The 26,135-nt window shown below is 65.5% G+C and carries 21 protein-coding genes; 11 read left to right on the forward strand and 10 right to left on the reverse strand.

What is annotated here, in order from left to right; translation table 11 throughout:
• Nucleotides 1–20 precede the first annotated feature (20 nt).
• Together HZB49_RS26260 and HZB49_RS26265 are read right to left on the reverse strand one after the other, a co-directional pair.
• On the reverse strand, nt 21–3,359 hold the full coding sequence (locus HZB49_RS26260) for an adenylate/guanylate cyclase domain-containing protein (RefSeq protein ID WP_291616710.1): 3,339 nt from the start codon (nt 3,357–3,359) through the stop codon (nt 21–23).
• A gap of 289 nt (nt 3,360–3,648) precedes the next feature.
• Nucleotides 3,649–4,617, reverse strand: coding sequence for a Bug family tripartite tricarboxylate transporter substrate binding protein (locus tag HZB49_RS26265; RefSeq protein ID WP_291616712.1), 969 nt, complete (start codon nt 4,615–4,617; stop codon nt 3,649–3,651).
• Between the two features lie 127 nt (nt 4,618–4,744).
• On the opposite strand from HZB49_RS26265, the gene proB reads away from it, so the two are divergent.
• Complete coding sequence (proB, locus tag HZB49_RS26270) at nt 4,745–5,887, forward strand: glutamate 5-kinase (protein WP_291616714.1); 1,143 nt, start codon at nt 4,745–4,747, stop codon at nt 5,885–5,887.
• Between the two features lie 650 nt (nt 5,888–6,537).
• Here proB and HZB49_RS26275 read toward each other — a convergent pair.
• Nucleotides 6,538–6,942 carry a type II toxin-antitoxin system ParD family antitoxin gene (locus HZB49_RS26275; RefSeq protein ID WP_365859335.1) on the reverse strand — a complete coding sequence of 135 codons (405 nt, stop codon included), beginning with the start codon at nt 6,940–6,942 and terminating at the stop codon, nt 6,538–6,540.
• Nucleotides 6,943–7,026: 84 nt separating this feature from the next.
• Between HZB49_RS26275 and HZB49_RS26280 the strand changes: the two genes are divergently transcribed.
• The 9 genes from HZB49_RS26280 to HZB49_RS26320 all read left to right on the forward strand — a co-directional run bounded on the left by HZB49_RS26280 (nt 7,027) and on the right by HZB49_RS26320 (nt 15,468).
• A complete protein-coding gene (locus HZB49_RS26280) occupies nt 7,027–8,319 on the forward strand; it encodes a glutamate-5-semialdehyde dehydrogenase (RefSeq protein ID WP_291616716.1) in 1,293 nt (430 codons plus the stop codon).
• 22 nt (nt 8,320–8,341) lie between these two features.
• On the forward strand, nt 8,342–8,995 hold the full coding sequence (locus HZB49_RS26285) for a nicotinate-nucleotide adenylyltransferase (RefSeq protein WP_291616718.1): 654 nt from the start codon (nt 8,342–8,344) through the stop codon (nt 8,993–8,995).
• 204 nt (nt 8,996–9,199) lie between these two features.
• Nucleotides 9,200–9,556, forward strand: a complete 357-nt coding sequence (gene rsfS, locus HZB49_RS26290; RefSeq protein WP_291616930.1) for a ribosome silencing factor — start codon at nt 9,200–9,202, stop codon at nt 9,554–9,556.
• Nucleotides 9,557–9,669: 113 nt separating this feature from the next.
• Nucleotides 9,670–10,152 carry a 23S rRNA (pseudouridine(1915)-N(3))-methyltransferase RlmH gene (rlmH, locus tag HZB49_RS26295; protein ID WP_291616720.1) on the forward strand — a complete coding sequence of 161 codons (483 nt, stop codon included), beginning with the start codon at nt 9,670–9,672 and terminating at the stop codon, nt 10,150–10,152.
• A gap of 16 nt (nt 10,153–10,168) precedes the next feature.
• Nucleotides 10,169–11,545 (forward strand): peptidoglycan DD-metalloendopeptidase family protein, encoded by a 1,377-nt coding sequence (locus HZB49_RS26300; protein ID WP_291616722.1) that lies wholly within the window; start codon nt 10,169–10,171, stop codon nt 11,543–11,545.
• Nucleotides 11,542–12,885, forward strand: a complete 1,344-nt coding sequence (locus HZB49_RS26305) for a S41 family peptidase (protein ID WP_291616724.1) — start codon at nt 11,542–11,544, stop codon at nt 12,883–12,885. The genes HZB49_RS26300 and HZB49_RS26305 overlap by 4 nt, the downstream gene beginning before the upstream one ends.
• A 189-nt stretch (nt 12,886–13,074) precedes the next feature.
• Nucleotides 13,075–14,277, forward strand: coding sequence for a divergent polysaccharide deacetylase family protein (locus HZB49_RS26310; protein WP_291616726.1), 1,203 nt, complete (start codon nt 13,075–13,077; stop codon nt 14,275–14,277).
• A 69-nt stretch (nt 14,278–14,346) separates the two neighbouring features.
• On the forward strand, nt 14,347–14,847 hold the full coding sequence (locus tag HZB49_RS26315) for an RNA pyrophosphohydrolase (RefSeq protein ID WP_291616727.1): 501 nt from the start codon (nt 14,347–14,349) through the stop codon (nt 14,845–14,847).
• Nucleotides 14,848–14,967: 120 nt separating this feature from the next.
• Nucleotides 14,968–15,468: an RNA pyrophosphohydrolase gene (locus HZB49_RS26320; RefSeq protein ID WP_291616729.1), complete on the forward strand. Its 501-nt coding sequence runs from the start codon at nt 14,968–14,970 to the stop codon at nt 15,466–15,468.
• Nucleotides 15,469–15,553: 85 nt separating this feature from the next.
• Here HZB49_RS26320 and HZB49_RS26325 read toward each other — a convergent pair whose 3' ends face one another.
• From HZB49_RS26325 to HZB49_RS26350, 6 genes are all read right to left on the reverse strand, one after another.
• Nucleotides 15,554–17,266 carry an adenylate/guanylate cyclase domain-containing protein gene (locus tag HZB49_RS26325; protein WP_291616731.1) on the reverse strand — a complete coding sequence of 571 codons (1,713 nt, stop codon included), beginning with the start codon at nt 17,264–17,266 and terminating at the stop codon, nt 15,554–15,556.
• Nucleotides 17,267–17,406: 140 nt separating this feature from the next.
• Nucleotides 17,407–17,814, reverse strand: coding sequence for a F0F1 ATP synthase subunit epsilon (locus HZB49_RS26330; RefSeq protein ID WP_291616733.1), 408 nt, complete (start codon nt 17,812–17,814; stop codon nt 17,407–17,409).
• A 95-nt stretch (nt 17,815–17,909) separates the two neighbouring features.
• Nucleotides 17,910–19,352, reverse strand: coding sequence for a F0F1 ATP synthase subunit beta (gene atpD, locus HZB49_RS26335; protein WP_291616735.1), 1,443 nt, complete (start codon nt 19,350–19,352; stop codon nt 17,910–17,912).
• Nucleotides 19,353–19,386: 34 nt separating this feature from the next.
• Nucleotides 19,387–20,262, reverse strand: a complete 876-nt coding sequence (locus HZB49_RS26340) for a F0F1 ATP synthase subunit gamma (protein WP_291616737.1) — start codon at nt 20,260–20,262, stop codon at nt 19,387–19,389.
• Nucleotides 20,263–20,434: 172 nt separating this feature from the next.
• Complete coding sequence (atpA, locus tag HZB49_RS26345) at nt 20,435–21,964, reverse strand: F0F1 ATP synthase subunit alpha (protein WP_291616739.1); 1,530 nt, start codon at nt 21,962–21,964, stop codon at nt 20,435–20,437.
• Nucleotides 21,964–22,524 (reverse strand): F0F1 ATP synthase subunit delta, encoded by a 561-nt coding sequence (locus tag HZB49_RS26350; protein WP_291616741.1) that lies wholly within the window; start codon nt 22,522–22,524, stop codon nt 21,964–21,966. Before HZB49_RS26350 ends, atpA begins: the two co-directional genes overlap by 1 nt.
• Nucleotides 22,525–23,154: 630 nt before the next feature.
• Between HZB49_RS26350 and HZB49_RS26355 the strand changes: the two genes are divergently transcribed.
• Nucleotides 23,155–23,619 carry a septal ring lytic transglycosylase RlpA family protein gene (locus HZB49_RS26355; RefSeq protein WP_291616743.1) on the forward strand — a complete coding sequence of 155 codons (465 nt, stop codon included), beginning with the start codon at nt 23,155–23,157 and terminating at the stop codon, nt 23,617–23,619.
• Between the two features lie 263 nt (nt 23,620–23,882).
• Here the strand turns inward: HZB49_RS26355 and HZB49_RS26360 are convergent, their stop codons facing one another.
• The gene (locus HZB49_RS26360; protein ID WP_291616745.1) at nt 23,883–26,090 is read right to left on the reverse strand and encodes a primosomal protein N'; all 2,208 of its coding nucleotides are present in this window, start codon (nt 26,088–26,090) and stop codon (nt 23,883–23,885) included.
• Between the last annotated feature and the right edge of the window lie 45 nt (nt 26,091–26,135).

Consider the following 26,135-nt stretch of genomic DNA (forward strand, 5'->3'; position numbering starts at 1 on the left):
GCCGGAGGCCCGTTCGCGCGTCACGACGGCGTCGTGAACCAGACCTTCATGCCGAGCTGGTCGAGCAGCTTCTCGCCGCGGTCCTGCCAGATGCCGGCCTCCACCTGCAGGGTCCCCCGCCGGTACAGATCGGCGCGGGTGAGATGGCAATGCGCCAATAGCGGCAGCAATTCGAGCTCGCCGGCGATCGTTGCGGCCGTCTCGATCATCGCCTCGCCGGCCGCAAGCTCGACGCCGCGCGCTGCATGGATCGCGGCGGCGAGCCAGCAGGCGTGCGCCTCGGCCCCGCGCTCGCCGAGGCTCCTCGTGCGCTGCAAGAGATCGGTCACCGCCGTCAGCGCCTTGTCGAATTCGTCCGCCAGCACCAGCGCCTCGACATAGGCGATCAGCGTCAGCGACCGAGTGATCTGTGGCTCGGCGAGTTCGTCGAGCGCAACGGCTTTCTCCAGCAGGCCAAGCCCCTCCCGGACCTGGCCGAGCCGGGCCATGGTCCGGCCGAGGCCCGCCATCATCCGAGAGGCATAGGCGTCGAGATCGTGGGTCGTGCAGACGTCGAGCAGGCGATCGAACACCAGCACGGCGGCGCCCGAGTCTCCCTTGTTGAGGGCGACCGATCCGATGCTCCAATAGGCCCACATGATCGAATCCGGCTGCCCGACGGCGTCGGCCCGGCGCGCCGCCTCGGACGCATAGGCCTCTGCCTCGGCGAATTCGCCGACCACGGCAAGACAGATCGCGAGGCTGGAGCGGATGAAGGCCGCCGGCAGCACGGGCAGGCCGTGAAAGTCGTCCGACGGCTTCTGTTCGACCATCGCCAGGATTTCCTCGAACGATGCGATGGCTTGCCGAAACTCGCCGCGGGCCTGTCTGGCGCGCGCCATGTACATCCTGGTCGCCAGCTGCAGACGGCCGTCGTCGCCGGCAAGACTCAAGGCGCGCTCGCCTGTCGAAAGCGCTTCCGCATAGCGCGCCTTCAGGACGAGGCAATTGGCCGTAAAGGAGTAGATGCGCGCGAGTCTTGCGCTGTCTCCCAGCGTCGCCGCAGCCTGCTCGGCGACCTTGAGATGATCGAGCGTTTCCTGAACGCGCCCGAGCGGCGTCAGGGCATGCCGCAGGTCGGTGCGCAGATCGATCGCCAGCGTCGCGCGCTCGTCGGGCGGCAGATGATCGACGGCAATCAGCGCAGCTTCGAGATGCTGGACCGCGACGCGGTTGGCCGCACGCGAAATTTCCCGCGCCGCGGCGACCTGGAGATGAACCACCGCGCGGTCCCAGGCCTGGGCGCGAACGGCATGAAACGCCAGCCAGTCGGATTTCTCGCTCAGCCGGTCGGCATAGATCTGCTCGCCAGCGATCAGGGCCGCGGTATGCAGCGTCCGGCGCCGGTCCGCCGACAGCATGCGGTAGGCGGCATCGTGAACCAGCGCGTGCTTGAAGCGGTACTCGATGTCGGGAAACAGGCTGGTCTCGTACAGGAATTCCGCATCCTGCAGGCGTTTCAGCGCCTCGCGCAGCCGTTCGGGGCGCAAATTCGCCACCGCCTGCAGAACGCTGCGCGGCACCGCGTATCCGATGACGGCAGCAGCCTGAAGCAGGCGCTTGTCGACGAGGGACAGGCGGTCGATGCGCGAGGTCAGCAGCGCCTCGATGGTCGTGGGCATCTTGAGCTCGACGATCGAGGTCGTCGCGTGATAGCCGGCCGGCCGGCCGCTGAGCACGCCGGTCTCGACCAGAGACCGCACGCTTTCCTCGAGGAACAACGGGGTGCCGCCCGTCTTCTCGATGAGGATGTCCTTGAGCTGTCCGAGCCCCTCGTCCGCGCCGAGCAGCGCGTCGAGCAATTCGCTCGCGATATCGGGCTGGAAGGGATCGATGCGGATCTGCGTGAAGTAGGATTTGCCGGTCCAGCCGTGGCGATACTCTGGCCGGTAGCTGACCAGAACCAGGATCCGCGCACCGGGAAGACCGTCGACGAGACCGTCGATGAGGGCCTGCGTTTCCGGATCGATCGAATGCAGGTCCTCGAACACGAGCAACAGCGGCTGCACCTCGCTCTCGCGAAACAGCAGCCGCTTGACGCCTTCCAGGATCCGCTGGCCGCGCTGCGGCCGGTCCGCGGGAAGCGCCTGGGCGTCGTCGGCCGAGGGATCCAGCAGCAGGAGCAGGGCCGGCAGCGCCGCCAGCAGCCCCTCGTCCAGGCTCAGGAGCTTCGTGGTGACCTTCTCGCGAATGGCCTGCGAGTCGTCGGTGGTGGCGAGCTCGAAGTAGCCCTTGAGGAACTCGGTGACCGGCAGATAGCTGGTGGCCGAGCCGTAGGAGACCGCGCCGGCTTCGAGAATGCGCCAGTCGTCTGCGTGCGGCGCGCGGGTGAACTCGTGGATCAGGCGCGACTTGCCGACACCGGGCTCGCCGACCAGCGCCACGATCTGTCCGTGGCGCGCATAGGCGAGATCGAGCGCCTGCCGCAATTGCCTGATCTCGCCGTCGCGCCCGACGAACCGCGTGAGCCCGTGCCTTGCGAGCGCCTGAAGTCTCGACACCGCGACTGCGCCGAGCAGCTCGTAGGACAGCACCGGCGCCGCAAGCCCCTTGACGAACATCGGACCGAGCGACCTGCTCATCACATAGCCCTGCGCCAGATGCAGGGTCTGTGACGACATCAGAATGGTGCCCGGGACGGCCATCTGCTCCAGGCGGGCGGCCAGATGCACGGCCTGGCCATGCGCGGAGTAGTTCATGTGCAGCTCGCTGCCCAGCGAGCGCACGACCACTTCGCCCGAGTTCAGTCCGACGCGGACGAGGAGCGGAAGTCCCCGGGTGCGGCGGACCTCCTCGGCGTACTTCCTGATCAGCTCCTGCATCTTGAGCGCGGCGTAACAGGCCCGGACCGCGTGATCCTCAAAGGCGACCGGTGCGCCGAACAACGCCTGGATTCCGTCGCCCATCACCTGGTTGATCGTGCCTTCGTAACGGCCGACCGCCTCCATCATCCGTTCGAGAACGGGATCGAGAAGCGAGCGGGCATCTTCGGGATCGAGATCGGCGATGTACTCCGTCGATCCCTTCATGTCCGAGCACAGCACCGTCACCTGCTTTCGCTCGCCTTCCAGCGACGTCTCGGACGTGAAGATGCTCCTGGCGAGATGACTCGGCGCGTGAAAGAACGGCGAAGCAGAAAGCGCGGGGGTGGATAGTCCCGTCCCAACTGCCGGAGCAGCGGCGCCGCAACTGTCGCAATACTTGCTTTCGGCTCTCACATAGCTGCCGCACGTCGTGCAGGCGAGCCCGAACGCCATTCCGCATTCGCGGCAGAATCTTGCCTCGTCGCGATTATCCTGCCGACACCGGGGACACTGCATGCATAGACCTTCAGCCGGGCTGGCCTGCCAGCGATCAAGCGGACTCGACGTAACACGGTGGGCTACGCAGAATACGCTCGACCTGCCCACGTCGCGCAACGCGCGTTCGGCCTGAGAATAACATGCAACCGTTGATCCCGGTGCGTCCCTACCCGAAGATATTTCTTCCTGATTTGTGAACCAGTTCACGATCGAAATAGCGCACAGGTTGTAGCCTGACGCGGTCGCGATCCTGCGCGACGTAAACGCGACCGAAACTACTCGATCAGAGCTTCCTAAGGCGTGCGCGCTAGTTGGCGATCTTGTAGCCCGTCGCTTTCACGATCGGCTGCCAGAACGCGGTATCGGCGGCGAGCGCCTTTGTCAGCTGTTCCGGCGTCGAGCCGACCGGTATGAGCGTGACCGCGTTCAGCTTTTCCTTCACATCGGGCCTGGCCAGCACCTCGGCCGCGGCGGCGCTCAGCTTCTTCGCGAATTCGGGCGAGCTGCCGGCCGGCAGCCACATGCCGTACCAGCCGTCGGCGACGAGGTCGACGCCGGACTCCTTCAGGGTCGGTACATCCGACAGGAACGGCGAGCGCACCGGGCCGCTCACCGCCACGATGCGGATGCCGCCGGCGCGATGCTGCGTGATGGTATCCGACAAGGTGGTCACGGCGAGCGGCAGATGCCCGGCGAGGAGATCGCTGATGATCGGCGCCGAGCCGCGATAGGGCACCCGTGTCATGGAAAGACCGAGCGTCTTTTCGAGCTGAAAGCCGGTGAAGTGCGGAATGGTGCCGCTGGACGGCACGCCGTAGCTGGCCTTCGCGGGGTTCGCCTTGATCCAGGCCACCAGCTGCTTGAAGTCGGTCACGCCGATCGAGGGACTCACCACCACCACGAATTCGAAGCGGGCAAGCTGCGAGACCGGCACGAAATCCTTCGCCGAATCGTAGCTCGGTTCGTTCTCGACCATCGGCAGCAGGAACATGGTCGGGCCCGTCGTCATCAGGACGGTGGTGCTGTCGGGAGCCGCGCCCTTCACGGCCCGGATGCCGATTAGCCCGTCGCCGCCGGTGCGGTTCTCGACAATGAATTTCCGGTCGAGCGCCGCGGGAAGATACTCCGCCAATTGACGGCACAGCATGTCGCCGCTGCCGCCGGCGGCAAAGGGAAAGACGATCCTGGTCAGCGGGCCGGACTGTGCCCATGCCGGGACGGCCCTGGCCGCGACCGCCAGTGCAAGGCTTCCGGCAACGAATTCTCGACGATTCATGGGCATACCCCTCCCCTCGATTTTGGGTGCATTACACCAGAGCGGGCGTCGGGGGGAAATAACCCAGAAGTCGCGGGGGCCGGCCGGGCGGCTTGCACGGCCGGGCTGCCTGCTGCAAAAGGTCGCCATGAAACGCCCTGCGCTGAAGAATTTCCGCCGCATCGTCGTCAAGGTCGGATCGTCGCTCCTGATCGATTCGGCCAAGGGCGAAGTGCGGGCGTCGTGGCTGAAGGCGCTGGCGGCCGACATCGCAAGACTGCATGGGGCGGGCCGCGACGTGCTGGTGGTGTCCTCCGGCTCGATTGCGCTCGGCCGCAGCCGCTTGAAGCTGCCCCGCGGCCCGCTCAAGCTCGAGGAAAGCCAGGCCGCCGCGGCCGTCGGCCAGATTGCGCTGGCGCGCATCTGGTCGGAGGTGCTGGGCGATCACGGCATCGGCGCCGGCCAGATCCTGGTGACGCTGCAGGATACCGAGGAACGGCGGCGCTATCTCAACGCGCGATCGACCATCGCAAAGCTCTTGGAATGGCGCGCGGTGCCCGTGATCAACGAGAACGACACGGTGGCCACCAACGAAATCCGCTATGGCGACAATGATCGCCTCGCCGCACGCGTCGCCACCATGGCGAGCGCCGATCTCCTGATCCTGCTCTCCGACATCGACGGCCTCTACACCGCGCCGCCCGGCGCCAATCCGGATGCGAAACTGATCCCGATCGTGGAGTCAGTCACCTCCGAGATCGAGGCGATGGCGGGTGCGGCGGAATCCGAGCTGTCGCGCGGCGGCATGTTCACCAAGATCGAGGCGGCGAAGATTGCGACCACCGCGGGCACGCACATGCTGATCGCCAACGGCAAGATCGAGCATCCGCTGCAAGCGATCGCCGACGGCGGCCGCTGCACCTGGTTCCTCACGCCAGCCAATCCGGTGACGGCGCGCAAGCGCTGGATCGCCGGATCGCTGGAGCCAAAGGGCACGCTGACCATCGATGCCGGCGCCGTCAGCGCGCTGCGTGCGGGAAAAAGCCTGCTGCCGGCCGGCGTGATCCGGGTCGACGGTGCATTCGCCCGCGGCGATGCCGTGATCGTGCGCGGCCCCGACACCCACGAGATCGGCCGTGGCCTCGTCGCCTATGACGCCGAGGATGCCGAGAAGATCAAGGGCCGCTCGTCGAAGGACGCCGCCATGATCCTCGGCATCAGTGGCCGGTCGGAAATGATCCACCGCGATGACCTGGTGGTGGGCGGGTCGCGACAGTCCGAGCGGGAGTGAGCGCCGGATCGCGATGGTTCCAACGTGTGTTTCCGCGCACGAAGGCTTGATGTGAATCATCTCCCGGCTCCGAGACGACCTCTATTGTTGCACGCCGACTCCCGGCATGGATGCCATTGGAGGCTTCGTCATGAACAGGCAGTTGCTCGCGACGCTATTTGGCTGCGTAGCCCTGCTCCTCGCCACGGCAGCTGACGCAAGCTCCTTGTTCGACGGCTCGTGGAACATCACCTTTGTCACCCAAAGGGGAGACTGCGATCCGGCGTACAGGTACTCGGTCAACATAGAGAACGGGGTGATCACGTCGCCCGCCGTCGCCACATTCAGAGGCACTGTCTCGAGTTCGGGGGCGGTGCGTGCGTCCGTTACCGTGCAGGACAGGAAGGCGTCCGGGTCCGGGACGCTGACGCGTTCGCTAGGCCGAGGGACCTGGACTGGCTTTTCCGGCGAACAGCGCTGCGGCGGATCGTGGACCGCGGAGCGAGCCTGGTAGTTTTGCCGGTTCTCGGGAGGACCGGAAGCGGCCCCGCCTGATGGGACTGCGCCCAGTTCTGGAGCGACCTGGATGGCCGAGAATATCCACCGGGATGACTTGGTGGCGGGCGCGGCAGTTCGAGCGGGATTGAGCGCCGGATGGCCGTTTGCGAAACCTATTTGGCACGCTTCAGCGCGGCCAGTCGTTGCCGTCCCCGCGCCTTGACCGCCTCAATCATTTCCTTGATGTCGGCATCTTCCGCCGGCCCGCTGTCAAAACCCTTCTGGATTTCCTCACGCAACGCTTCGAGCTTGACCTTGCGGCGCTCCTCGCGTTCTTCGACAAGCCGAAGCCCCTCGCGAATGATCTCGCTCGCGGTGGCGTAGCGGCCGTCCTCGATCAGGCCGTGGATCATGTCCTCGAAATGCTTGCCGATGCTGTAGCTTGTGGCCATGGCTGCTCGTCCCAAATATCGATCTATGATATTTATTGATATCGGATCGATCCGCAAGCGCGCCCGCTCCTGATTTGATCGGCCATTGGCCGACCTCGCAAAATCTGCCTCCCGCCCGGCTGCCATGCCGGCTCCGCGCCTCGCAAACCCCCGATTTCCGTGCTAGGAGAAGGCCTTAACTGAAGGCCAAAGACCACTACAAAGACCACCATGACGACCGCCCTGAAAGCCATCGACGGCTCTGCCGATCTGCCCGCCCTCATGACCGAGCTCGCCAAGGGCGCCCGTGCGGCTGCGCGGGTGCTGGCGCTGGCGTCGCCGGACCAGAAGAACCGGGCACTCGAAGCCATCGAGCGGGCGATCCGCAGCCATGCAGCTAAGATTCTGGCGGCCAATGCCGAGGATGTCGCCGAGGTGAAGGCGGGCGGCGCGACCTCGGCCTTCATCGACCGGCTGACGCTGACGCAGGCGCGCGTCGAGGCGATGGCCGATGGCGTCGCCATCGTGCGCGGCATCGCCGATCCCGTCGGCGCGATCACCGAAAGCTGGCAGCGGCCGAACGGCATGACCATCGAGCGCGTGCGGGTGCCGCTCGGCGTGATCGGCGTGATCTTCGAGAGCCGCCCCAATGTCGCAGCCGATGCCGGCGTGCTGTGCCTGAAGTCCGGCAATGCCGTGATCCTGCGCGGCGGCTCCGACAGTTTCCGCTCCTGCCGAGCCATCCATGAGTGCCTGGTGCAGGGCCTGCGCGAAGCGGGCCTGCCGGAAGCAGCGATCACGCTGGTGCCGACGCGAGACCGCGCCGCCGTCGGCCTGATGCTGTCGGGCCTGAATGGCGGCATCGACGTCATCGTGCCGCGCGGGGGAAAAAGCCTCGTCGCGCGCGTCGAAGCCGAAGCGCGCGTGCCTGTGTTCGCGCATCTCGAAGGCGTCAACCACGTCTATATCGACAAGTCCGCCAATCCCGAGATGGCGAAGTCGATCGTGCTGAACGCCAAGATGCGGCGGACCGGCGTCTGTGGTGCAGCCGAAACGCTGCTGGTGGATCGCGCAGCGGCAGCGACCAACCTGAAGCCGCTGGTGAGCATGCTGATCGATGTCGGCTGCGAGGTGCGGGGCGATGCCGCCGTGCGCGAGGCCGATGCGCGGGTGAAGCCGGCGTCCGACGAGGACTGGGACACCGAATATCTCGACGCGGTCATCGCCGCGCGCGTGGTCGACGGCGTGACCGAGGCGATCGCGCATATCCACAATCACGGCTCGCACCACACCGATGCGATCGTGGCCGAGGATCAGGCTGCCGCGCAGAAATTCCTCAACGAGGTCGATTCCGCGATCGTGCTGCATAACGCCTCGACGCAGTTCGCCGATGGCGGCGAGTTCGGCTTCGGCGCCGAGATCGGGATTGCCACCGGCAAATTCCACGCGCGCGGCCCCGTCGGCGCCGAGCAGCTGACTACCTTCAAATATCGCGTGCACGGCACCGGGCAGACGCGGCCGTGACCCGCCTTGCGGAAACATCGCGTTGAAGCCGGTCGCTGTCGCCTCTCCCACCGCCGCCCAAGCCATCCCGCTCCACGCCAACGGCATGCGCATTGGCCTGCTCGGCGGCTCCTTCAATCCGCCGCATGCGGCGCATCGGGCCATCAGCCTGTTCGCGCTGAAGCGGCTGAAGCTCGACAGGGTGTGGTGGCTGCTCAGCCCCGGCAATCCACTGAAGAGCCACAGCGGACTGCACGCGCTCGCCGAGCGGGCGCAGGCTGCACGGGATGTTGCCGAGGATCCGCGCATCGACATCAGCTGTCTCGAAGCTGTCATCGGCACCCGCTACACTGTGGATACGATCACGCATTTGCGCCGCCGCGTCTCCGGCGTGCGCTTCGTATGGATCATGGGCGCCGACAATCTCGCGCAGTTCCATCGCTGGAAGGACTGGCGGCGCATCGCCGCCGAGGTGCCGATTGCCGTGATCGACCGTCCGCCACAGAGTTTTCGTGCGCTGGCTGCTCCGGCAGCGCAGGCCCTGGCGCGCTATCGTCTGCCCGAGAATCAGGCGGCACGCCTGCCGGATCAGCGCGCGCCTGCCTGGGTCTTCCTCACCGGGATGAAACTCGAAATGTCCTCGACCGGGCTCAGGAACCCGGACGGGAGCTGGCGGATAAATAAGCAACACTCCTGAGTGTCATGCGGTGGTTACTGGAATATTGAAACCATTAACCCCACATGCGTAGTATGGTCGGCGTGCGGTCAAGGATTCGGCCGCGCGCGATACAGTGAAAGGAAATGGTCCCTGGCCACACCTGTATTGTCCAAGTCGGTTTTACCAAAAGGTCTGAAGACGGGTTCAAAGACCGCGCGTAAGACACCGACCCAAGCTGCGGCCTTGAAGGCGCAAAGCGACGCCGACAAGACGCTGAATATGATCCTCTCCCGCCTCGACGACATGAAAGCGGAAGAGACGGTCACCATCGACCTTCGCGGCAAATCTGCATATTCCGACTACATGGTCGTCACCTCGGGCCGGGCCAACCGGCACGTCGGCGCGATCGCGGAAAATGTCACGAAAGCCCTGAAGGAAACCGGAATCAAGAACATCCACGTCGAGGGCATGCCCAACTGCGACTGGGTGCTGATCGATTCCGGCGACGTGATCGTGCACGTATTCAGGCCGGAGGTTCGCGAATTCTACAACCTGGAAAGGTTGTGGACGCAGAATCCGGCGGCGGCGAAGGCGATCTAGCAGGTCGAGCCGATGCGAATCGGCTGACGCGCATGTACGTTGTACTGCGCACCTGTCGGTGTGCAGGAAAACGCCTCGCATGCGCCAGGGATCTTTGTGCGCCAAGGTTCTTCATGCGCCTCCTCGTCATCGCTGTCGGCCGGCTGAAGCAGGGTCCCGAACGGGAGCTAACGAACCGCTATCGCGGGCGCTTCGACGATATCGGCCGCAAGCTCGGCTTTCGCGGCGGCGTCGAGATTCATGAAATTGCGGAAAGCCGCGCCCGCGACGCCGCGACCCGGATGGCCGAGGAAGCGGCCGCCATCGCGGCGCTTTTCCCGGAGAAATACGGGCTGGTGGCGCTGGACGAGCGCGGCAAGAGCATCGATAGCGCCGCCTTTGCCACCCATCTCGGCCGTTTCCGGGATGCCGCGACGGATATAATTTTCGTCATCGGCGGCGCGGACGGACTTTCGCCGGAATTGCGGGGCAAGGCTGGACTCACGATCGCGTTCGGTGCCGCGACCTGGCCGCACCAGATGGTCCGCGTGATGCTCCTGGAACAGATTTATCGGGCCGCAACGATCCTCGCCGGCCATCCCTATCACCGCGCCTAGGCGCGAAACGGAAACGATGCAGTCAGCGCGGGACGGAGATCTCATCGCGGCGGCCGCCGAAAGCGGCCAGCGATCGTCCGTTGCCGTCGCTCCCTCGCTTGCCCTGCTCTCGCTTGCGCTGCTCTCCGCCGGTGTCGCCCTGCCGGTTGCCGCGCAGACGGCGCCGCCCGCCGCGATCTCTGCCGACGCCATCAAGCAGCGCGAGCAGGAGCTGGAGGCCGCGCGCATCGAGCAGAAGAACGCCGCCGAACTCAGGCAGAAGCTGCAGGCCGAGATCGCCGCGATCGGGCAGGACCGCAGCAAGTTCTCCCAGCAGCTGATCGATACCGCCACGAAAGTGCGCAGCATCGAAAACAATATCGCCGATGCCGAATCGCGGCTGCGGCCGCTCGACAGCCGCGAGGCGCAGATCCGCGCCTCGCTGGACTCCCGACGTTCGGAGATCGTCGAGGTGCTGGCCGCGCTGCAACGCGCCGGACGGCGCACGCCGCCGGCGTTGCTGGTGCGTCCCGAGGATGCGCTGCAATCGCTGCGCACCGCGATGCTGCTCGGCGCCGTGGTGCCGGAACTGCGTGGGCGCGCGGAGAAGCTGGCGGTGGACCTCGGCGAACTGGTCGCGCTGCGCAAGCAGATCGCCACCGAACGCGACAAGCTCGCGATCGATCGCGACCGGCTGAAGGAGGACCACGTCAAATTGGGCGCGCTGGTCGACGAGCGCCAGCGCAAGCAGGCCGCCGTCGAGAAGGACATGGAGGCCGAAGGCAGCCGCGCGGTAGCGCTGTCGAAGCAGGTCGACAGCCTGCAGGGCCTGATCGCCAGGATGGAGCAGGACCTCAAAACGGCCGCAAAAGCGGCCGCTGCGGCAACCATGCAGGGCACCCCTGCGCTGGTGAACGGAAAGCCCAATCCGGCCCTTTTCAAGGACCCATCGCGGCAGAGCCCGGCGATCGCCTTTGCCTCCGCCAAGGGACTATTCGCTTACCCGGTTAATGGCCCCAAGATTCGCGATTTTGGCGGTTCCGACGGCGCCGGCGGCGTAGAAAAAGGCATTTCTTTGGCAACGCGGGCCGGGGCGCAGGTCACAACCCCGTGCGATGGCTGGGTTGTGTATGCCGGCCCCTTCCGCAGCTACGGTCAACTCTTGATCCTCAATGCCGGGGGCGGGTATCATGTCCTGATCGCCGGGATGGAGCGCATTTCGGTAAACATCGGCCAGTTTGTGCTTACGGGGGAGCCGGTCGCGACCATGGGAAAAACCTCCCAGGTAGCGTCCATTCTCGCCACCAACACGGCGAGCCAGCCCGTGCTCTATGTCGAGTTCCGTAAGGACGGCACTCCAATCGACCCAGGCCCATGGTGGGCCGCAAATGAAGGCGAAAAGGTTCGCGGATGATGCGCAAGACCTCTGTAATCCTCCTCAGCGCCGCAACCGGCGCGGCCCTCACCCTGATGGTCACGCAGCCGCGTGCCGTGCTGATGGGTTCGAGCGCGCGGGCCGCGACCTCCGACACCTACCGCCAGCTCAACCTGTTCGGCGACGTGTTCGAGCGCGTGCGCAGCGACTATGTCGAGAAGCCCGACGACAGCAAGCTGGTGGAATCCGCCATCAGCGGCATGCTGGCCGGCCTCGATCCGCATTCCAGCTACATGGACGCCAAGAGCTTCCGCGACATGCAGGTGCAGACCCGCGGCGAGTTCGGCGGCCTCGGCATCGAAGTCACCATGGAAGACGGCCTGATCAAGGTGGTCTCGCCGATCGACGACACGCCGGCGTCCAAGGCCGGCATCATGGCCAACGACATCATCACCCAGCTCGATGACGAGCAGGTGCAGGGCCTGACCCTGAACCAGGCCGTCGAGAAGATGCGCGGGCCCGTCAACACCAAGATCCGGCTGAAGATCATCCGCAAGGGCCAGGACAATCCGATCGAAGTCACCTTGGTGCGCGACAACATCCGCGTCCGCTCGGTGCGCGCCCGCGTCGAGCAGGACGACATCGCCTATATTCGCATCACGACGTTCAACGAGCAGACCACCGAAGGCCTGAAGCGCGAGATCAACAATCTCTCCAACCAGATCGGCGCCGACAAGCTGAAGGGCTTCATCATCGACATGCGTAACAACCCGGGCGGTTTGCTCGAGGAAGCCGTGACCGTTTCCGACGCGTTCCTGGAGCGTGGCGAGATCGTCTCCACCCGCGGCCGCAATGCCGAGGAAACGCAGCGCCGCGCCGCGCATGCCGGCGACCTCACCAAGGGCAAGCCTGTGATCGTGCTGATCAACGGCGGCTCGGCCTCGGCGTCGGAAATCGTCGCCGGCGCGCTGCAGGACCACAAGCGCGCGACGCTGATCGGCACGCGCTCGTTCGGCAAGGGCTCGGTGCAGACCATCATCCCGCTCGGCAGCGGCAACGGCGCGCTGCGGCTCACCACCGCGCGCTATTACACGCCGTCGGGCAAGTCGATCCAGGCCAAGGGCATCGTGCCCGACATCGAGGTGCTGCAGGACGTGCCGGACGAGCTGAAGGCGCGCACCGACACCAAGGGCGAGGCCTCGCTGCGCGGCCACCTGAAGAACGACGGCGACGAGAAGACCGGCTCGCAGTCCTACGTTCCGCCGGACGCCAAGGACGACAAGGCGCTGAAGACCGCGGCCGACCTGCTGCACGGCATCAAGGCCACCGCCACGGGACCGACGACGACCGACAAGCCCGCGACCAAGGCCGCGAACTGAAGCGCGCTGCAAGACATTTGTAAAAGGGCGGCCTCCGGGCCGCCCTTTTTGCTGGGCGCATGATCCCATCGGAAAACCGGGAGCCCCGTTTTCGGGGTCATGCCCGCCAGGTCCGGCCCCGTCCGCCGCGGAAGCGCCGCGATTCGGGCCTGCCGTGGTATCTTCGCGGGCGGTGATTCGGGGAGATTTATGGCTGAAACGGCCGACGATCTGAGCACACCGCTCGGACAGGAAACGGCAGCGCGGCCGGCGCGCCGGTTCCGCCTGCCGTTCACGGCGATGCAGGCACTCGCCGTGCTGCTCGGCCTGTTCCTGGCCGCTTTTGCCGGCTTTGCCCTGTTCAACGACGATCCCCTCGGCGGCGAGCCGAAGGCGCGGATCGTGCTGCGGCAGCCGGGCCCGGACGCCGGAAAGGCGTCGGCACCTTCGACCGCAGAAACCAAGGCGTCCACCAAACAGCCGGCGGCTGGCCCCGCTGCCGGGCAACAGACCGTCACCATCATCGACGGATCCAGCGGCAAGCGGCAGGAATTCGTGCTCGGCGGCGACCCCGCAGCCAAGGACGGCAACGACCAGTCCCCGGTTCCAATGGCCGGAATCGACCAGCGCCTGCTGGAGAAATCGCGCTACGGCATGATCCCGGTGATGGCCGACGGGCTGAAGCCCTTCACGGTCTATGCGGCCGAGGCCGACCGCGCCAAGGCCGCCAAAATGCCGGTTGTCGCGATCGTGGTCGGCGGGCTCGGCGTCGGCGCCGCCAAGACGGCGGACGCCATCATGAAGCTGCCGCCGGCGGTGACGCTGGCCTTCACGCCCTATGGCGCCGATCCTTCCAGGCTCGCCGAACGGGCGCGGGCGCAGCGGCACGAAATCCTGCTGCAGGTGCCGATGGAGCCGTTCGACTATCCCGACAACGATCCGGGTCCACAGACGCTGCTGTCGACGCTCGGTGCCGAGCAGAACCTCGACCGGCTGCACTGGCACCTCAGCCGCTTCCAGGGCTATGCCGGCATCGCCAATTTCATGGGCGCGCGCTTCGTGGTGTCCGACAATGTCATGCAGCCGATCGTCCGAGAGGCGGCCAAGCGCGGGCTCGGCTATTTCGACGACGGCTCGGCGCCGCGCAGCGTCGCAGCCGCGCTGGCGGCGGGCCAGGCAATGCCCTTCGCCAGGGCGGACGTCACCATCGACGCGGTACCGACCACGCTGGAGATCGACCGCGCCCTGTCGAAGCTCGAGACCATCGCGCGGGAGCGCGGCACGGCGGTCGGCATCGCCTCGGCGCTGCCGATCTCGATCGAGCGGCTGTCGGCCTGGAGCAAGGCGCTGGAGGCCCGCGGCATCATGCTGGTGCCATTGACAACCGCGATGCTGAAATCAAAATCAAACTAGATCAGCCGACCGGCCGTATCTGCGAAGCCCCCCGGCTTTGTCTGCCTGATTGCCTGGAGCCCTGACGGAATGGCGCGCTACGAGGACCTGCCCTACCGAACCTGTGTCGGCATGATGCTGCTCAACAGCGACGGGCTCGTCTTCATCGGCCGGCGCGCGGGCGGCGTCGAGCATGTCGACGACATCCATGTCTGGCAGATGCCGCAGGGCGGCGTCGATCCCGGCGAGGACACCTGGGAAGCGGCCAAGCGCGAGCTCTATGAGGAAACCAGCGTCCGCTCGGTCGAAAAGCTCGGCGAGGTGCCGGACTGGCTGATCTACGACATCCCCCGCACCGTGGCCGGGCGCGCCTGGAAGGGACGCTACCGCGGCCAGCGGCAAAAATGGTTTGCGGCGCGCTTCACCGGCAAGGACAGCGAGATCAACGTCGCCAATCCCGGCGGCGGCCACAAGGCGGAATTCGTCAACTGGCGCTGGGAGCCAATGAAGAACCTTCCGCAGCTGATCATCCCGTTCAAGCGGCCGGTCTATGAGCGGGTGGTGAAGGAATTTGCCAGGCTGGCCGGGTAATCATGGGCACGTCGTTCCGGGGCGATGCGTCAGCATCGAACTATGGGGCGCAGTTGCGTCCCTGAGAACCTCGAGATTCCGGGTTCGCGCTTCGCGCGCCCCGGAATGACAGGTGAGACCATGTCCTCCGAAAAGCCCTACCGCCCCAATGTCGGGATCGCGCTGTTCAACGCCGCAGGCCTGGTGCTGATCGGCCGCCGCTTCAAGGATGACGGGCCGGAGATCATCCTGCCCGGCCTGGAGTGGCAGATGCCGCAGGGCGGCATCGATCCGGAGGAGGACCCGCGCACGGCCGTGATGCGCGAGCTCTGGGAAGAGACGGGCGCGGTGTCCGCCGACTATCTCGGCGAAACCGGCTGGATGACCTACGAATTCCCGCCCTATGACGGCCCGCAATCGCATCGGCTGGCCAAATTCCGCGGCCAGCGGCAGAAATGGTTCGCGCTGCGCTTCACCGGCAGCGAGAGCGAGATCGATCCGCTGACGCCCCGCAACGGCCAGCCCGCGGAGTTCGATGCCTGGCGGTGGGAGCACCTCGACCGCGTCGCCGACCTCGTGGTGCCGTTCCGCCGCGAGGTGTATCGCACGGTGGCCGGACTGTTCGCCAAATTCGCAAGGTAGAGCGGGATCGGGGCACCGCTGGAAAAAAATCGCGAAAACAACCCCATGCAAAGTAGAAGGGGCTCGTCGCTTCCGTTCGCCGAACCTAGTTCGGCCCGACGGCGAACGGGCCGATCGCAACGACACGGCAGTCGCTATCGGACTTGACGCAATTGGCGAGCGCCTCGTTGATGGCGTTCTGCTCGCTCGCGGCCTTCAGCGACAGTCCAGGGCGGCCGGCGGCGCCGACGGCGACCGCGTTCCAGCCGCTGGTGGCGGCGTCGAGCCTGCGGAACACATCGTCGCGCGCGTCGGCCGCGATCATGCGGGCTTCGCCGGGACGGAAGAAGCCCGTGACTTTCATGGTCCTGGGCACAGGCACGACAAAGGCATCGTCCAGCGCAACGATCATGCAGGCCACGCCTGCGAGCGCGCCGCAGGATTCGAGATTGCGGCGCGCCGCATCGTCGACGGTTTCCACCGCGGTGGAGTAGAAGAACTGGCCGCCGGGCCCGAGCGCGATCACCTTGGTCTTGCGGCCGGGCGTATAGGCATTCTCCAGCCGCGTCTTGCCCTGGTCGCGGATCATCGGCATCTCGTCGGCGACGAACGGCCGCTCGGTGAGGGGATCGTGCTTGATCCATGGCAGCGGCGGCACCGGCGGCTTGCCGTGCGGATAAACCACGGCATTGCCGACCGCATAGACCTCGCAACGGCGCGGCGCATTGATCTGCTCCGCCTTCTTCTGGCACTGCTCGACCGCAGCGGCCTTCGCCGCCTCCTCGCTGGATTGGCCGACGACGAAGGCGTTGATGCCGTTGATGGTGGTGGCGATGGCCTTGTGGTCGGCGGCCGGCAGATATTCGCTGGCGAGGGTGGTGCGCACGCGATTGCTGATGAAGGGCATCGCCTCCGGCGCAAATCTTTCACCCGCGACGATCAGCAGCGGCGGAGGCGACGGCAAGGGCGGCGGTGGTGCGGGTACGACGGCGGCAGTGGTCGCTGTCGGCGACGGTAGCGGCGGCGGCAACACAGCAGCCTGGGTCGGCACAGGCGCAGGCGCGGGCGCGGCGGCAGAAGTCGGCGACGGCGAAGGGATCGGCGCAGGCGCCGGCGTGGCGGGACCGCTCGCGGCGACCTGCGGCTTCGATGCGGGCGACATTTCCAGCTTGGTGAGATAGAGGAAGCCGCCGACGCCGATGGCCGCAAGGCTGACCACGGTGACCGCGACGGGCCACATCCAGTTCGGCGCCTCCGATGCCCTGGCGGGCTTTTTCACCTTCGGCTTGGCATAGCTGCCGTCCTCGCGCCGCATCGCCACCATGTAGGCGTGCACGGGGTTCGGGATGTTCTTCACTTCCTGCTCGCCGATGTCGGCGAACTGCACCGAGAGCTTGTTGGCGACCTGCTCGTGCACCGCGCGCGACACGCAGATGCCGCCGACTTCGGCGAGGCCTTCGAGGCGGGCTGCAATGTTGACGCCGTCACCCAAGAGATCGCCGTCGCGCTCGACCACGTCGCCGATGGTAATGCCGATGCGGAACGCCATCTGCCGGCTCGGCGGATAGGCCATGTTGCGCGTGCGCAGGCTTTCCTGGATGTCGATCGCGCAGCGCACCGCCTCCACGGCGCTGGAAAATTCCGCCAGCACCGCGTCGCCCGCGGTGTTGAAGATGCGCCCGCTGCTCTTGGCGATGAAATCGTCGATCACGTGCCGGTAGGAGGCAAGCCGCCGCAGCGTCTCCTCTTCATCCTCGGCAACCAGTCGGCTGTAGCCGGCAACATCGGCCGCAAAAATCGCCGCGATCTTGCGCTTCATGGAAAGCAGTTCCGGACAACACAATGCTGCCGCCACAGAATGCCGCTTCGGAACGCGCCGCGCAACTGGGTTCCGTCACCGGTCGCGCGATGGTGGACCTTTAACCCGCTGGATTGTTCAGACGGTCCGGCCTTCGCCGATCAATGCATCGCAGTCGAGGTCAGCTCGCTTTGCACGCTCTTGAAATGATCGAGGCGCTCGAGGGCACGATCGAACTCGTCACCCTCGCTCTCGGCGAGCTTGGCTTCCATCTCCGCGATAACGTCGGCCAGCTTGGCGTGATCGAGTTCGTCCAGCGAGCGCGCCACGTCTGCGAGCACGGTCAGGCCTGTTTCAGAAACCTCGGCGAGACCGCCGGTAACGATGATCTTTTCACGCTTTCCATCGACGAACACCGTGATGATGCCCGGCCGGACCGCAGCGATCACCGGCGCATGGCCGGCAAGCACGCCGAAATCGCCTTCCACGCCGGGAATGTCGACCTGATCGACCTCGCCGGAGAAGGCGAACTTTTCAGGAGAGACGAGATCGAAGTGGAAGGTGGCCATGGGAAAACCTGCGAATAGCGAATAGCGAATAGCGAGTGGCGAACCGGACGGGAGCAGCGAGGACTATTCGCTACTCCCTATTCGCCATTCGCCTCTTAAGCTGCCTCGGCGGCGAGCTTCTTGCCCTTCTCGACCGCCTCTTCGATGGTGCCGACCATGTAGAAGGCGGCTTCCGGCAGGTGGTCATACTTGCCTTCGCAGAGGCCGCGGAAGCCCTTGATGGTGTCGGCGAGCTCGACGAACTTGCCGGGCGAGCCGGTGAAGACTTCGGCGACGTGGAACGGCTGCGACAGGAAGCGCTCGATCTTGCGGGCGCGCGCCACTGCGATCTTGTCCTCTTCGGACAGTTCGTCCATGCCGAGAATGGCGATGATGTCCTGCAGCGACTTGTAGCGCTGCAGCACCTGCTGGACCATACGCGCGGTGTCGTAGTGCTCCTGGCCGACGACGAGCGGCGAAAGCATGCGCGAGGTGGAGTCGAGCGGGTCGACCGCCGGGTAGATGCCCTTTTCCGAGATGGCACGCGACAGCACGGTGGTGGCGTCCAAGTGAGCGAACGAGGTCGCCGGCGCCGGGTCGGTCAAGTCGTCGGCCGGCACGTAAATGGCCTGCACCGAGGTGATCGAGCCCTTCTGCGTGGTGGTGATGCGCTCCTGCAGCGCGCCCATGTCGGTGGCGAGCGTCGGCTGATAGCCCACGGCCGAAGGAATACGGCCGAGCAGCGCCGACACTTCCGAGCCTGCCTGCGTGAAGCGGAAGATGTTGTCGACGAAGAACAGCACGTCCTGGCCCTGGTCGCGGAAGTGCTCGGCGACGGTGAGGCCGGTGAGGCCGACGCGGGCACGCGCTCCCGGCGGCTCGTTCATCTGGCCGAACACCAGCGCGCATTTCGACTTCACGTTCGGATCGGGATTGTGCGGATCGGCGTTGACCTTGGACTCGATGAACTCGTGATAGAGGTCGTTGCCTTCGCGAGTACGCTCGCCGACGCCGGCGAACACGGAGTAACCGCCGTGCGCCTTGGCGACGTTGTTGATCAGCTCCTGAATCAGCACGGTCTTGCCGACGCCGGCGCCGCCGAACAGGCCGATCTTGCCGCCCTTGGCGTAGGGCGCCAGGAGATCGACGACCTTGATGCCGGTGACGAGAATCTCGGCCTCGGTCGACTGGTCGGTGTAGGACGGCGCTTCCTGGTGGATGGCGCGCTTGCCTTCGAACTTGATGGGACCGGCTTCGTCGATCGGCTCGCCGATCACGTTCATGATGCGGCCGAGCGTGCCGTCACCGACGGGAACCGCGATCGGCTGGCCGGTGTCGGTCACTTCCTGGCCGCGCACCAGACCCTCGGTGGCGTCCATCGCGATCGTGCGCACGGTTGACTCGCCGAGATGCTGCGCGACTTCGAGAACCAGGCGGTTGGTACCGTTCTTGGTTTCCAGCGAATTGAGAATGGCCGGCAGATGGCCTTCGAACTGCACGTCGACGACGGCGCCCATGACCTGGGTGACGCGACCGATCTGGTTGGCTGCTGTAGCCATTGACTGTCTCCTTCGATCCGAATTTCGTGCCCGGTCAGACTGCTTCTGCGCCGGAGATGATTTCGATGAGTTCCTTGGTGATCTGGGCCTGACGCGTGCGGTTGTAGACCAGCGTCTGCTTGCGGATCATTTCGCCGGCGTTGCGGGTGGCGTTGTCCATCGCCGACATCTGCGCGCCGTAGAACGAGGCGTTGTTCTCCAGCAGCGCGCGGAAGACCTGCACCGCGAGATTGCGCGGCAACAGGCGGGTGAGGATCTCGTCCTCCTCCGGCTCGTATTCGTACGACGTCGACGAGCCGTTGCCGCCTTCGCCTTCCACCACCAGCGGGATGACCTGCTGGGCGGTCGGGACCTGCGCGATCACCGACTTGAACGCCGAATAGAACAGCGTGCAGACGTCGAATTCGCCGGCATCGAAACGCGCCAGCACCTTCTTGGCGATATCCTCGGCGTTGACGAAACCGAGCTGGCGCACGCTGCGCAGGTCGAGATTCTCGACGATCTGCTTGTCGAAGGTGCGGCGGAGCTGCTCGTAGCCCTTGCGGCCGACGCAGAAGAATTTGACTTCCTTGCCCTGCGCGACCAGCGACAGCGCATGTTCGCGCGCCAGGCGCACGATCGCGGAGTTGAAGGCGCCGCACAGGCCGCGCTCGCCGGTGCAGACCAGCAGCAGATGAACCTGATCCTTGCCGGTGCCGGCCAGCAGCGGTGACGCGCCGGGCGAGCCCGCCGCGGCAGCCGCGATGTTGCCGATCACGGCTTCCATCTTGGTGGCGTAGGGCCGGGCAGCCTCGGCCGCCGTCTGCGCACGGCGCAGCTTGGAAGCTGCGACCATCTGCATCGCCTTGGTGATCTTCTGCGTCGCCTTGGTCGAGGCGATGCGGACCCGCATGTCTTTCAGTGAAGCCATTCTTCGTTCACCCTAGCGACCTGCCGTTCGAGCCGGCCGCAAACCCTCTCGTTCGTCATGCCCGGCCTCGTGCCGGGCATCCACGTCTTGTCTTATTCCACGTCGAAGACGTGGATGGCCGGAACATCTCTCGCGAAGACGCGCTCCGCGCTCTTGCCCGGCCGTGACGGCATCAAGCAAACGACTTGGCGAAACCTTCGACCACCGACTTCAGCTTGGCAGCGGTGTCGTCGGAGAGATCGCGGCTGTCACGGATGTTGTTGAGGATGTCGGCGTTCTTGCCGCGCAGCAGCGACAACAGGCCGTCCTCGAAAGCGCGCACCTTGTTGAGCGGCAGCGGATCGAGATAGCCGTTGGTACCGGCCCAGATCACGCAGACCTGCTCTTCCATCTTCAGCGGCGAGAACTGCGGCTGCTTCAGGAGTTCGGTCAGGCGCGAGCCGCGGTTGAGCAGGCGCTGGGTCGAGGCGTCGAGGTCGGAACCGAACTGCGCGAACGCCGCCATTTCGCGGTACTGCGCCAGCTCGCCCTTGATCTTGCCGGCGACCTTCTTCATCGCCTTGGTTTGCGCCGAGGAGCCGACGCGCGACACCGACAGACCGACGTTCACCGCCGGACGGATGCCCTGGAAGAACAGGTCGGTTTCCAGGAATATCTGGCCGTCGGTGATCGAGATGACGTTGGTCGGGATGTAGGCCGACACGTCGTTGGCCTGGGTTTCGATGACCGGCAGCGCCGTCAGCGAGCCCGAGCCCTGGTCCTTGTTGAGCTTGGCGGCGCGCTCGAGCAGGCGGGAGTGCAGATAGAACACGTCGCCCGGATAGGCTTCGCGGCCCGGCGGGCGGCGCAGCAGCAGCGACATCTGGCGGTAGGCGACGGCCTGCTTGGACAAGTCGTCATAGATGATGACCGCGTGCATGCCGTTGTCGCGGAAGTACTCGCCCATGGTGCAGCCGGTGAAGGGCGCGATGTACTGCATCGGGGCCGGATCGGACGCGGTGGCGGCGACGATGATCGAATATTCCAGCGCACCCTGCTCTTCCAGCACCTTGACGAACTGGGCGACGGTGGAGCGCTTCTGGCCGATCGCGACGTAGACGCAATACAGCTTGATGTTCTCGTCCGGCTGCGCGTTGAGCGGCTTCTGGTTCAGGATCGTGTCGAGCGCGATCGCGGTCTTGCCGGTCTGGCGGTCGCCGATGATCAGCTCGCGCTGGCCGCGGCCGACCGGGATCAGCGCGTCGATGGCCTTGAGGCCGGTCGCCATGGGCTCGCTCACCGACTTGCGCGGAATGATGCCGGGCGCCTTGACGTCGACGCGCATGCGCTTGTCGGCCTGGATCGGGCCCTTGCCGTCGATCGGGTTGCCCAGCGCGTCGACGACGCGGCCGAGCAGGCCCTTGCCGACCGGGGTGTCCACGATGGCGCGGGTGCGCTTGACGGTCTGGCCTTCCTTGATCTCGCGGTCGGCGCCGAAAATCACGATACCGACGTTGTCGGTTTCGAGGTTGAGCGCCATGCCGCGGGTGCCGTTCTCGAACTCGACCATTTCGCCGGCCTGGACGTTGTCCAGCCCGTAGACGCGGGCGATACCGTCACCGACCGACAGCACCTGTCCGACTTCGGTAACCTCGGCTTCCTGGCCGAAATTCTTGATCTGGTCCTTGAGGATCGCGGAAATTTCCGCGGCGCGGATGTCCATCAGCCTGCCTCTTTCATCGCGTGCTTGATCGAATTGAGTTTGGTGCGAAGCGAACTATCCACCATGCGGCTGCCGAGTTTGACCACCAGGCCGCCGATGATGGAAGGATCGACCTTCACGTTGAGCGCGACGTCCTTGCCCGTCACCGACTTCAGTGCGGACTTCAGCGCGTCGAGATTCTTGTCGTTGAGCTGCTCGGCGACGGTGACTTCGGCAGTCGCCTCGCCCTTGAAATTCGCCACCAGCGCGCGGAAGGCGCGGATCACATCCGACACCGCGAACAGGCGCCGGTTGGCGGTGAGTACCCTGAGGAACTTTGCCGATGTGCCGGAAATGCCGGCCTTGGCGAGCACCGCATCCAGCGCCTTCATCTGCACTTCGGCGGAAAATACCGGACTGCGGACCAGGCGCTTGAGATCGGCGCTGTCAGCCAGCATGGCGTCGAATCTATCGAGATCGGCCTTGATGGCGTCGATGGATTTTTCATCCCGCGCCAACTCGAACAGGGCCGTTGCGTAACGACCGGAGACTCCGGAAACCGACGGATCTTGTGCAGCCACAGACGCGCTCTTTTTAGCTGTCAAATTCGCAAGGGAAAAACCGTCGCCACAAGCGGCGCCTAGCGATCCAAGCCCTTGGAATTCAAGCGGGACTTCGATTTTCGACCGGCAGAAGTGTTGCCGGGATCGTTAAAATCGCGGCTTTGCTAACATAGCGAGCGCGCAGGTGCAACATGACGGGCACGTGATCGGAAGCCTTGTCGCAGGCACTTTTCCATGCCGCGGGAAGTCGCGTTTTCCGCCCCGCGAATCGCACCGGATTTGGCCGCTCGGCTGAGCGGCCCCGCCGGAACCCGGCATGGTCCCACACACCCGGCCAAAGGCCGCCAAGCCGATGCAACGGCCGGGCTCCGCCTGCACTTGGCGCTTTACTTTCTCACTTCTTCGCAGTGCAGCAAACGACTTATTTCTTCAGTACTTCTAAGTATAGTAATGGTTAAAGTTTCGTTAAATCCAAGTATTACGGAACTTTCCGTAGTTCTACCGATAAGTAACAAGATGTTTCAGCCCGAGATAAACAGACTTTACTGCCCAATTCATGCCGCATTGCGAAAGGAAACGCTCCCCCAACGTAACTGGGACGGGGGTTCCACTGTCACAAATGTGGCATTACTATCAAGGGACTATAGTATGCTGAAGACCAACAAGTCGGCACCGGGAGTAACCCGGTCGCTCTCGGCGACTGCGCTCATCGCCGCAACTCTCCTGGTCGGGGGCCTTTCTGAAGCCTCGGCCAAATCGAAGAAGCACCATCACCGCGCCCATTCCAGCCACAGCTGGAAGGACGCCAACGCGGCCATCCCGTCGTCGGGCAGCGGCAGCTTTGCCGGCGTCGCCTCGTTCTACGGCAACGACCACGGGAACAAGACGGCTTCCGGCCAGCGCTTCAACGAGAACGACATGACGGCCGCCCACCGCTCGCTGCCGTTCGGCACCAAGCTGCGCGTCACCCACAAGGGCAAGAGCGTCGTCGTCACGATCAACGACCGCGGCCCCTTCATCAAGGGACGCGTGCTCGACCTCTCCAAGGGCGCCGCGCGCGAAGTCGGCCTGACGTCCTCCGGCGTCGGCCACGTCACCGCCGAGGTCATGTAAGCCTCGCGGACGCGCCAACGAGCGCCGGTTCTGCTTCCCAACGGTCTTGGTAAGCGTTGCGTTGCGTAAAGCCGCAGGGAATCCTGCGTGCTCAGGGAAGCCTGCCGTCGCCAATGACGGCAGGCTTTTTTGCTTCGTCGTTCCGTGACTCCTCCTTCGTCATTCCGGGACGCGCCTCCTGGCGCGGGCCCGGAATCCATACTCACGATGGTGGTCATGGATTCCGGGCTCGCCGCTTCGCGGCGCCCCGGAATGACAAGACCTCACAAAAAGCTCTGCGGATCGACGTCGACCTCGAGCTTGAGATTGCCCTTGGTCTTCGGCCCTGCGGCCAGCCATTCGCGCAGATATTCCGACAGGTCGACATTGCGCAGCGATTTGACCAGGAGGCGGAAGCGGTAGCGGCCCTTGATGACGGCGAGCGGGGCTTCCGCCGGGCCCAGCACCTGGATGCGCTCGTCGAGCGGCGCCACGGAAACAAGCTTGCGCGCGAAGCTTTCCGCCGTGGGGCGGTCGCCGGCGGAGATAATCAGGCTCGCCAGCCGGCCGAACGGCGGATAGCCGGTGCGCTCGCGGGATTCGATCTCACTGGCGTAAAACGCCTCGCGGTCGTTGGCGACCAGCGCCTTCATCACGGGATGCTCGGGCTGATGCGTCTGCAGATAGCCGATGCCGCGGCCCTGGTCGCGGCCGGCGCGACCGATCACCTGGTTGAGCAGCTGGAACGTCCGCTCGGCAGCGCGCGGGTCGCCATTGCTGAGGCCGAGATCGGCGTCGACCACGCCGACCAGGTTGAGCCGCGGGAAATTGTGCCCCTTCGCTACCAGTTGTGTGCCGATGATGATGTCGACGCGGCCTTCGGCGATTTCGTTGAGCTCGCTGCGCATGGTCTCGATCGAGGTGATGAGATCGCTCGACAGCACCATGGTGCGCGCATCCGGAAACAGCGCTGCCGCCTCTTCCTGCAGGCGCTCGACGCCGGGGCCGACGGCGACAAGCGATTCCTCCGCCGCGCAATGCGGGCAGATATGCGGGCGCGGCATCGAGAAGCCGCAATGGTGACAGACCAGGCGCTGGCGAAAGCGGTGATCGACCAGCCAGGCATCGCAGATGGTGCAGGCAAAGCGATGGCCGCAGGCCCGGCACAGCGTCAGCGGCGCATAGCCGCGGCGGTTGAGGAACAACAGCGCCTGCTCGCGCCGTTCCACCGCGATCTGGATCTGCTCGGCAAGCCGCGGCGAGATGAAGCGGCCGCGAGGGGGCGGCTCGCGCCTGAGATCGATCGCCTCGATATGCGGCATGTGCTGGCCGCCGAAGCGCGAGGGCAGCGCCACGCGCTGGTAGCGCCCCTTGCGCGCATTGACCTCGCTCTCGACCGACGGCGTGGCCGACGCGAGAATGATGGGAATCTTCGCGATATGGGCGCGCACGACCGCCATGTCGCGGGCGTGATAATGCGCGCCGTCTTCCTGCTTGTAGGCTTGGTCGTGCTCTTCATCGACCACGATGAGGCCGAGATCGGCGTAGGGCATGAACAATGCCGAACGCGCGCCAACGACAACGGGCGCCTTGCCTTCGGAGATCGCCGCCCAGTTGCGGGCGCGGGTGCGCGGCGTCAGCTCGGAATGCCACTCGATCGGACGCACGCCAAAACGTTGCGAGAAGCGGTCGAGGAATTGCCCGGTGAGCGCGATCTCCGGCATCAGGATCAGCGTCTGCTTGCCGCGGCGGATGGTTTCCGCAATCGCCTCGAAATAGACCTCGGTCTTGCCGGAACCGGTCACGCCGTCGAGCAGGGCGACGTGAAAGCTGCCGTTGGCGGCGAGCGTGCGCAGCATGTCCACTGCGGCGCGCTGCTCGCGCGAAAATTCCGGTCTCGCGTAAGCGGGATCGGGCGGCGGTGGCGGCGGCGGAGGCGGCATCACTTCCACCGTCACCGTGCCCTCATCGACGAGCCCGTCGATCACACCGGTCGAGACGCCGGCTTCGCGCGCGGCGTCCGACTTGCCGTGCAGCAGGCCGTCGGAAAGCACCTCGATCACACGCCGCCGTGCCGGCGTCATCCGCCTTGGCGGTTCGCCCACAAGGCGCACGCCCATGCGCGCCCGCTCGGGCCCGAGATTCTCGCCCATCCGCAGGGCCATGCGCAGCACCATGCCACGCGCGGACAGCGTGTAGTTGGCGACCCAGTCGACGAGCGCACGAAGCTCGCCCTTGAGCGGCGGCACATCGAGCTTCTCGCCGACGTCCTTCAGCCGGTTGTGCAGCCGGGGATCGGGCTTTTCGTTCTGCGCCCAGACCACGCCGATCACCTCGCGCGGACCGAGCGGAACGGCGACGACGTCGCCGGCTTCCAGTTCCATGCCGCGGGGCACGCGGTAGGAATAGGTCTGGTTCAGCGCGACCGGCACCAGCACGTCGACGACCCGCGTCGCGGCGGCGGAGGAACTGGTACGCGTGGGATGGTCCATCGGGAAGAGGCGCCGCCTTAGCGAAGGGGTAAGGAAGAAAGTGCG

Origin of the sequence: Bradyrhizobium sp. (assembly GCF_016219575.1) — a bacterium.
Lineage (GTDB): Bacteria > Pseudomonadota > Alphaproteobacteria > Rhizobiales > Xanthobacteraceae > Bradyrhizobium.

Coding starts and splice junctions, on each gene's coding strand:
- HZB49_RS26265 (WP_291616712.1), bottom strand. CDS start 4,617: ATGAATCGTCGAGAATTCGTTGCCGGAAGCCTTGCACTGGCGGTCGCG.
- proB (WP_291616714.1), top strand. CDS start 4,745: ATGAAACGCCCTGCGCTGAAGAATTTCCGCCGCATCGTCGTCAAGGTC.
- HZB49_RS26360 (WP_291616745.1), bottom strand. CDS start 26,090: ATGGACCATCCCACGCGTACCAGTTCCTCCGCCGCCGCGACGCGGGTC.
- HZB49_RS26330 (WP_291616733.1), bottom strand. CDS start 17,814: ATGGCCACCTTCCACTTCGATCTCGTCTCTCCTGAAAAGTTCGCCTTC.
- rlmH (WP_291616720.1), top strand. CDS start 9,670: ATGCGCCTCCTCGTCATCGCTGTCGGCCGGCTGAAGCAGGGTCCCGAA.
- HZB49_RS26325 (WP_291616731.1), bottom strand. CDS start 17,266: ATGAAGCGCAAGATCGCGGCGATTTTTGCGGCCGATGTTGCCGGCTAC.
- HZB49_RS26340 (WP_291616737.1), bottom strand. CDS start 20,262: ATGGCTTCACTGAAAGACATGCGGGTCCGCATCGCCTCGACCAAGGCG.
- HZB49_RS26310 (WP_291616726.1), top strand. CDS start 13,075: ATGGCTGAAACGGCCGACGATCTGAGCACACCGCTCGGACAGGAAACG.
- HZB49_RS26315 (WP_291616727.1), top strand. CDS start 14,347: ATGGCGCGCTACGAGGACCTGCCCTACCGAACCTGTGTCGGCATGATG.
- atpA (WP_291616739.1), bottom strand. CDS start 21,964: ATGGACATCCGCGCCGCGGAAATTTCCGCGATCCTCAAGGACCAGATC.
- HZB49_RS26300 (WP_291616722.1), top strand. CDS start 10,169: ATGCAGTCAGCGCGGGACGGAGATCTCATCGCGGCGGCCGCCGAAAGC.
- HZB49_RS26320 (WP_291616729.1), top strand. CDS start 14,968: ATGTCCTCCGAAAAGCCCTACCGCCCCAATGTCGGGATCGCGCTGTTC.
- atpD (WP_291616735.1), bottom strand. CDS start 19,352: ATGGCTACAGCAGCCAACCAGATCGGTCGCGTCACCCAGGTCATGGGC.
- HZB49_RS26355 (WP_291616743.1), top strand. CDS start 23,155: ATGCTGAAGACCAACAAGTCGGCACCGGGAGTAACCCGGTCGCTCTCG.
- HZB49_RS26280 (WP_291616716.1), top strand. CDS start 7,027: ATGACGACCGCCCTGAAAGCCATCGACGGCTCTGCCGATCTGCCCGCC.
- HZB49_RS26275 (WP_365859335.1), bottom strand. CDS start 6,942: ATGGCAGCCGGGCGGGAGGCAGATTTTGCGAGGTCGGCCAATGGCCGA.
- HZB49_RS26260 (WP_291616710.1), bottom strand. CDS start 3,359: ATGCAGTGTCCCCGGTGTCGGCAGGATAATCGCGACGAGGCAAGATTC.
- HZB49_RS26305 (WP_291616724.1), top strand. CDS start 11,542: ATGATGCGCAAGACCTCTGTAATCCTCCTCAGCGCCGCAACCGGCGCG.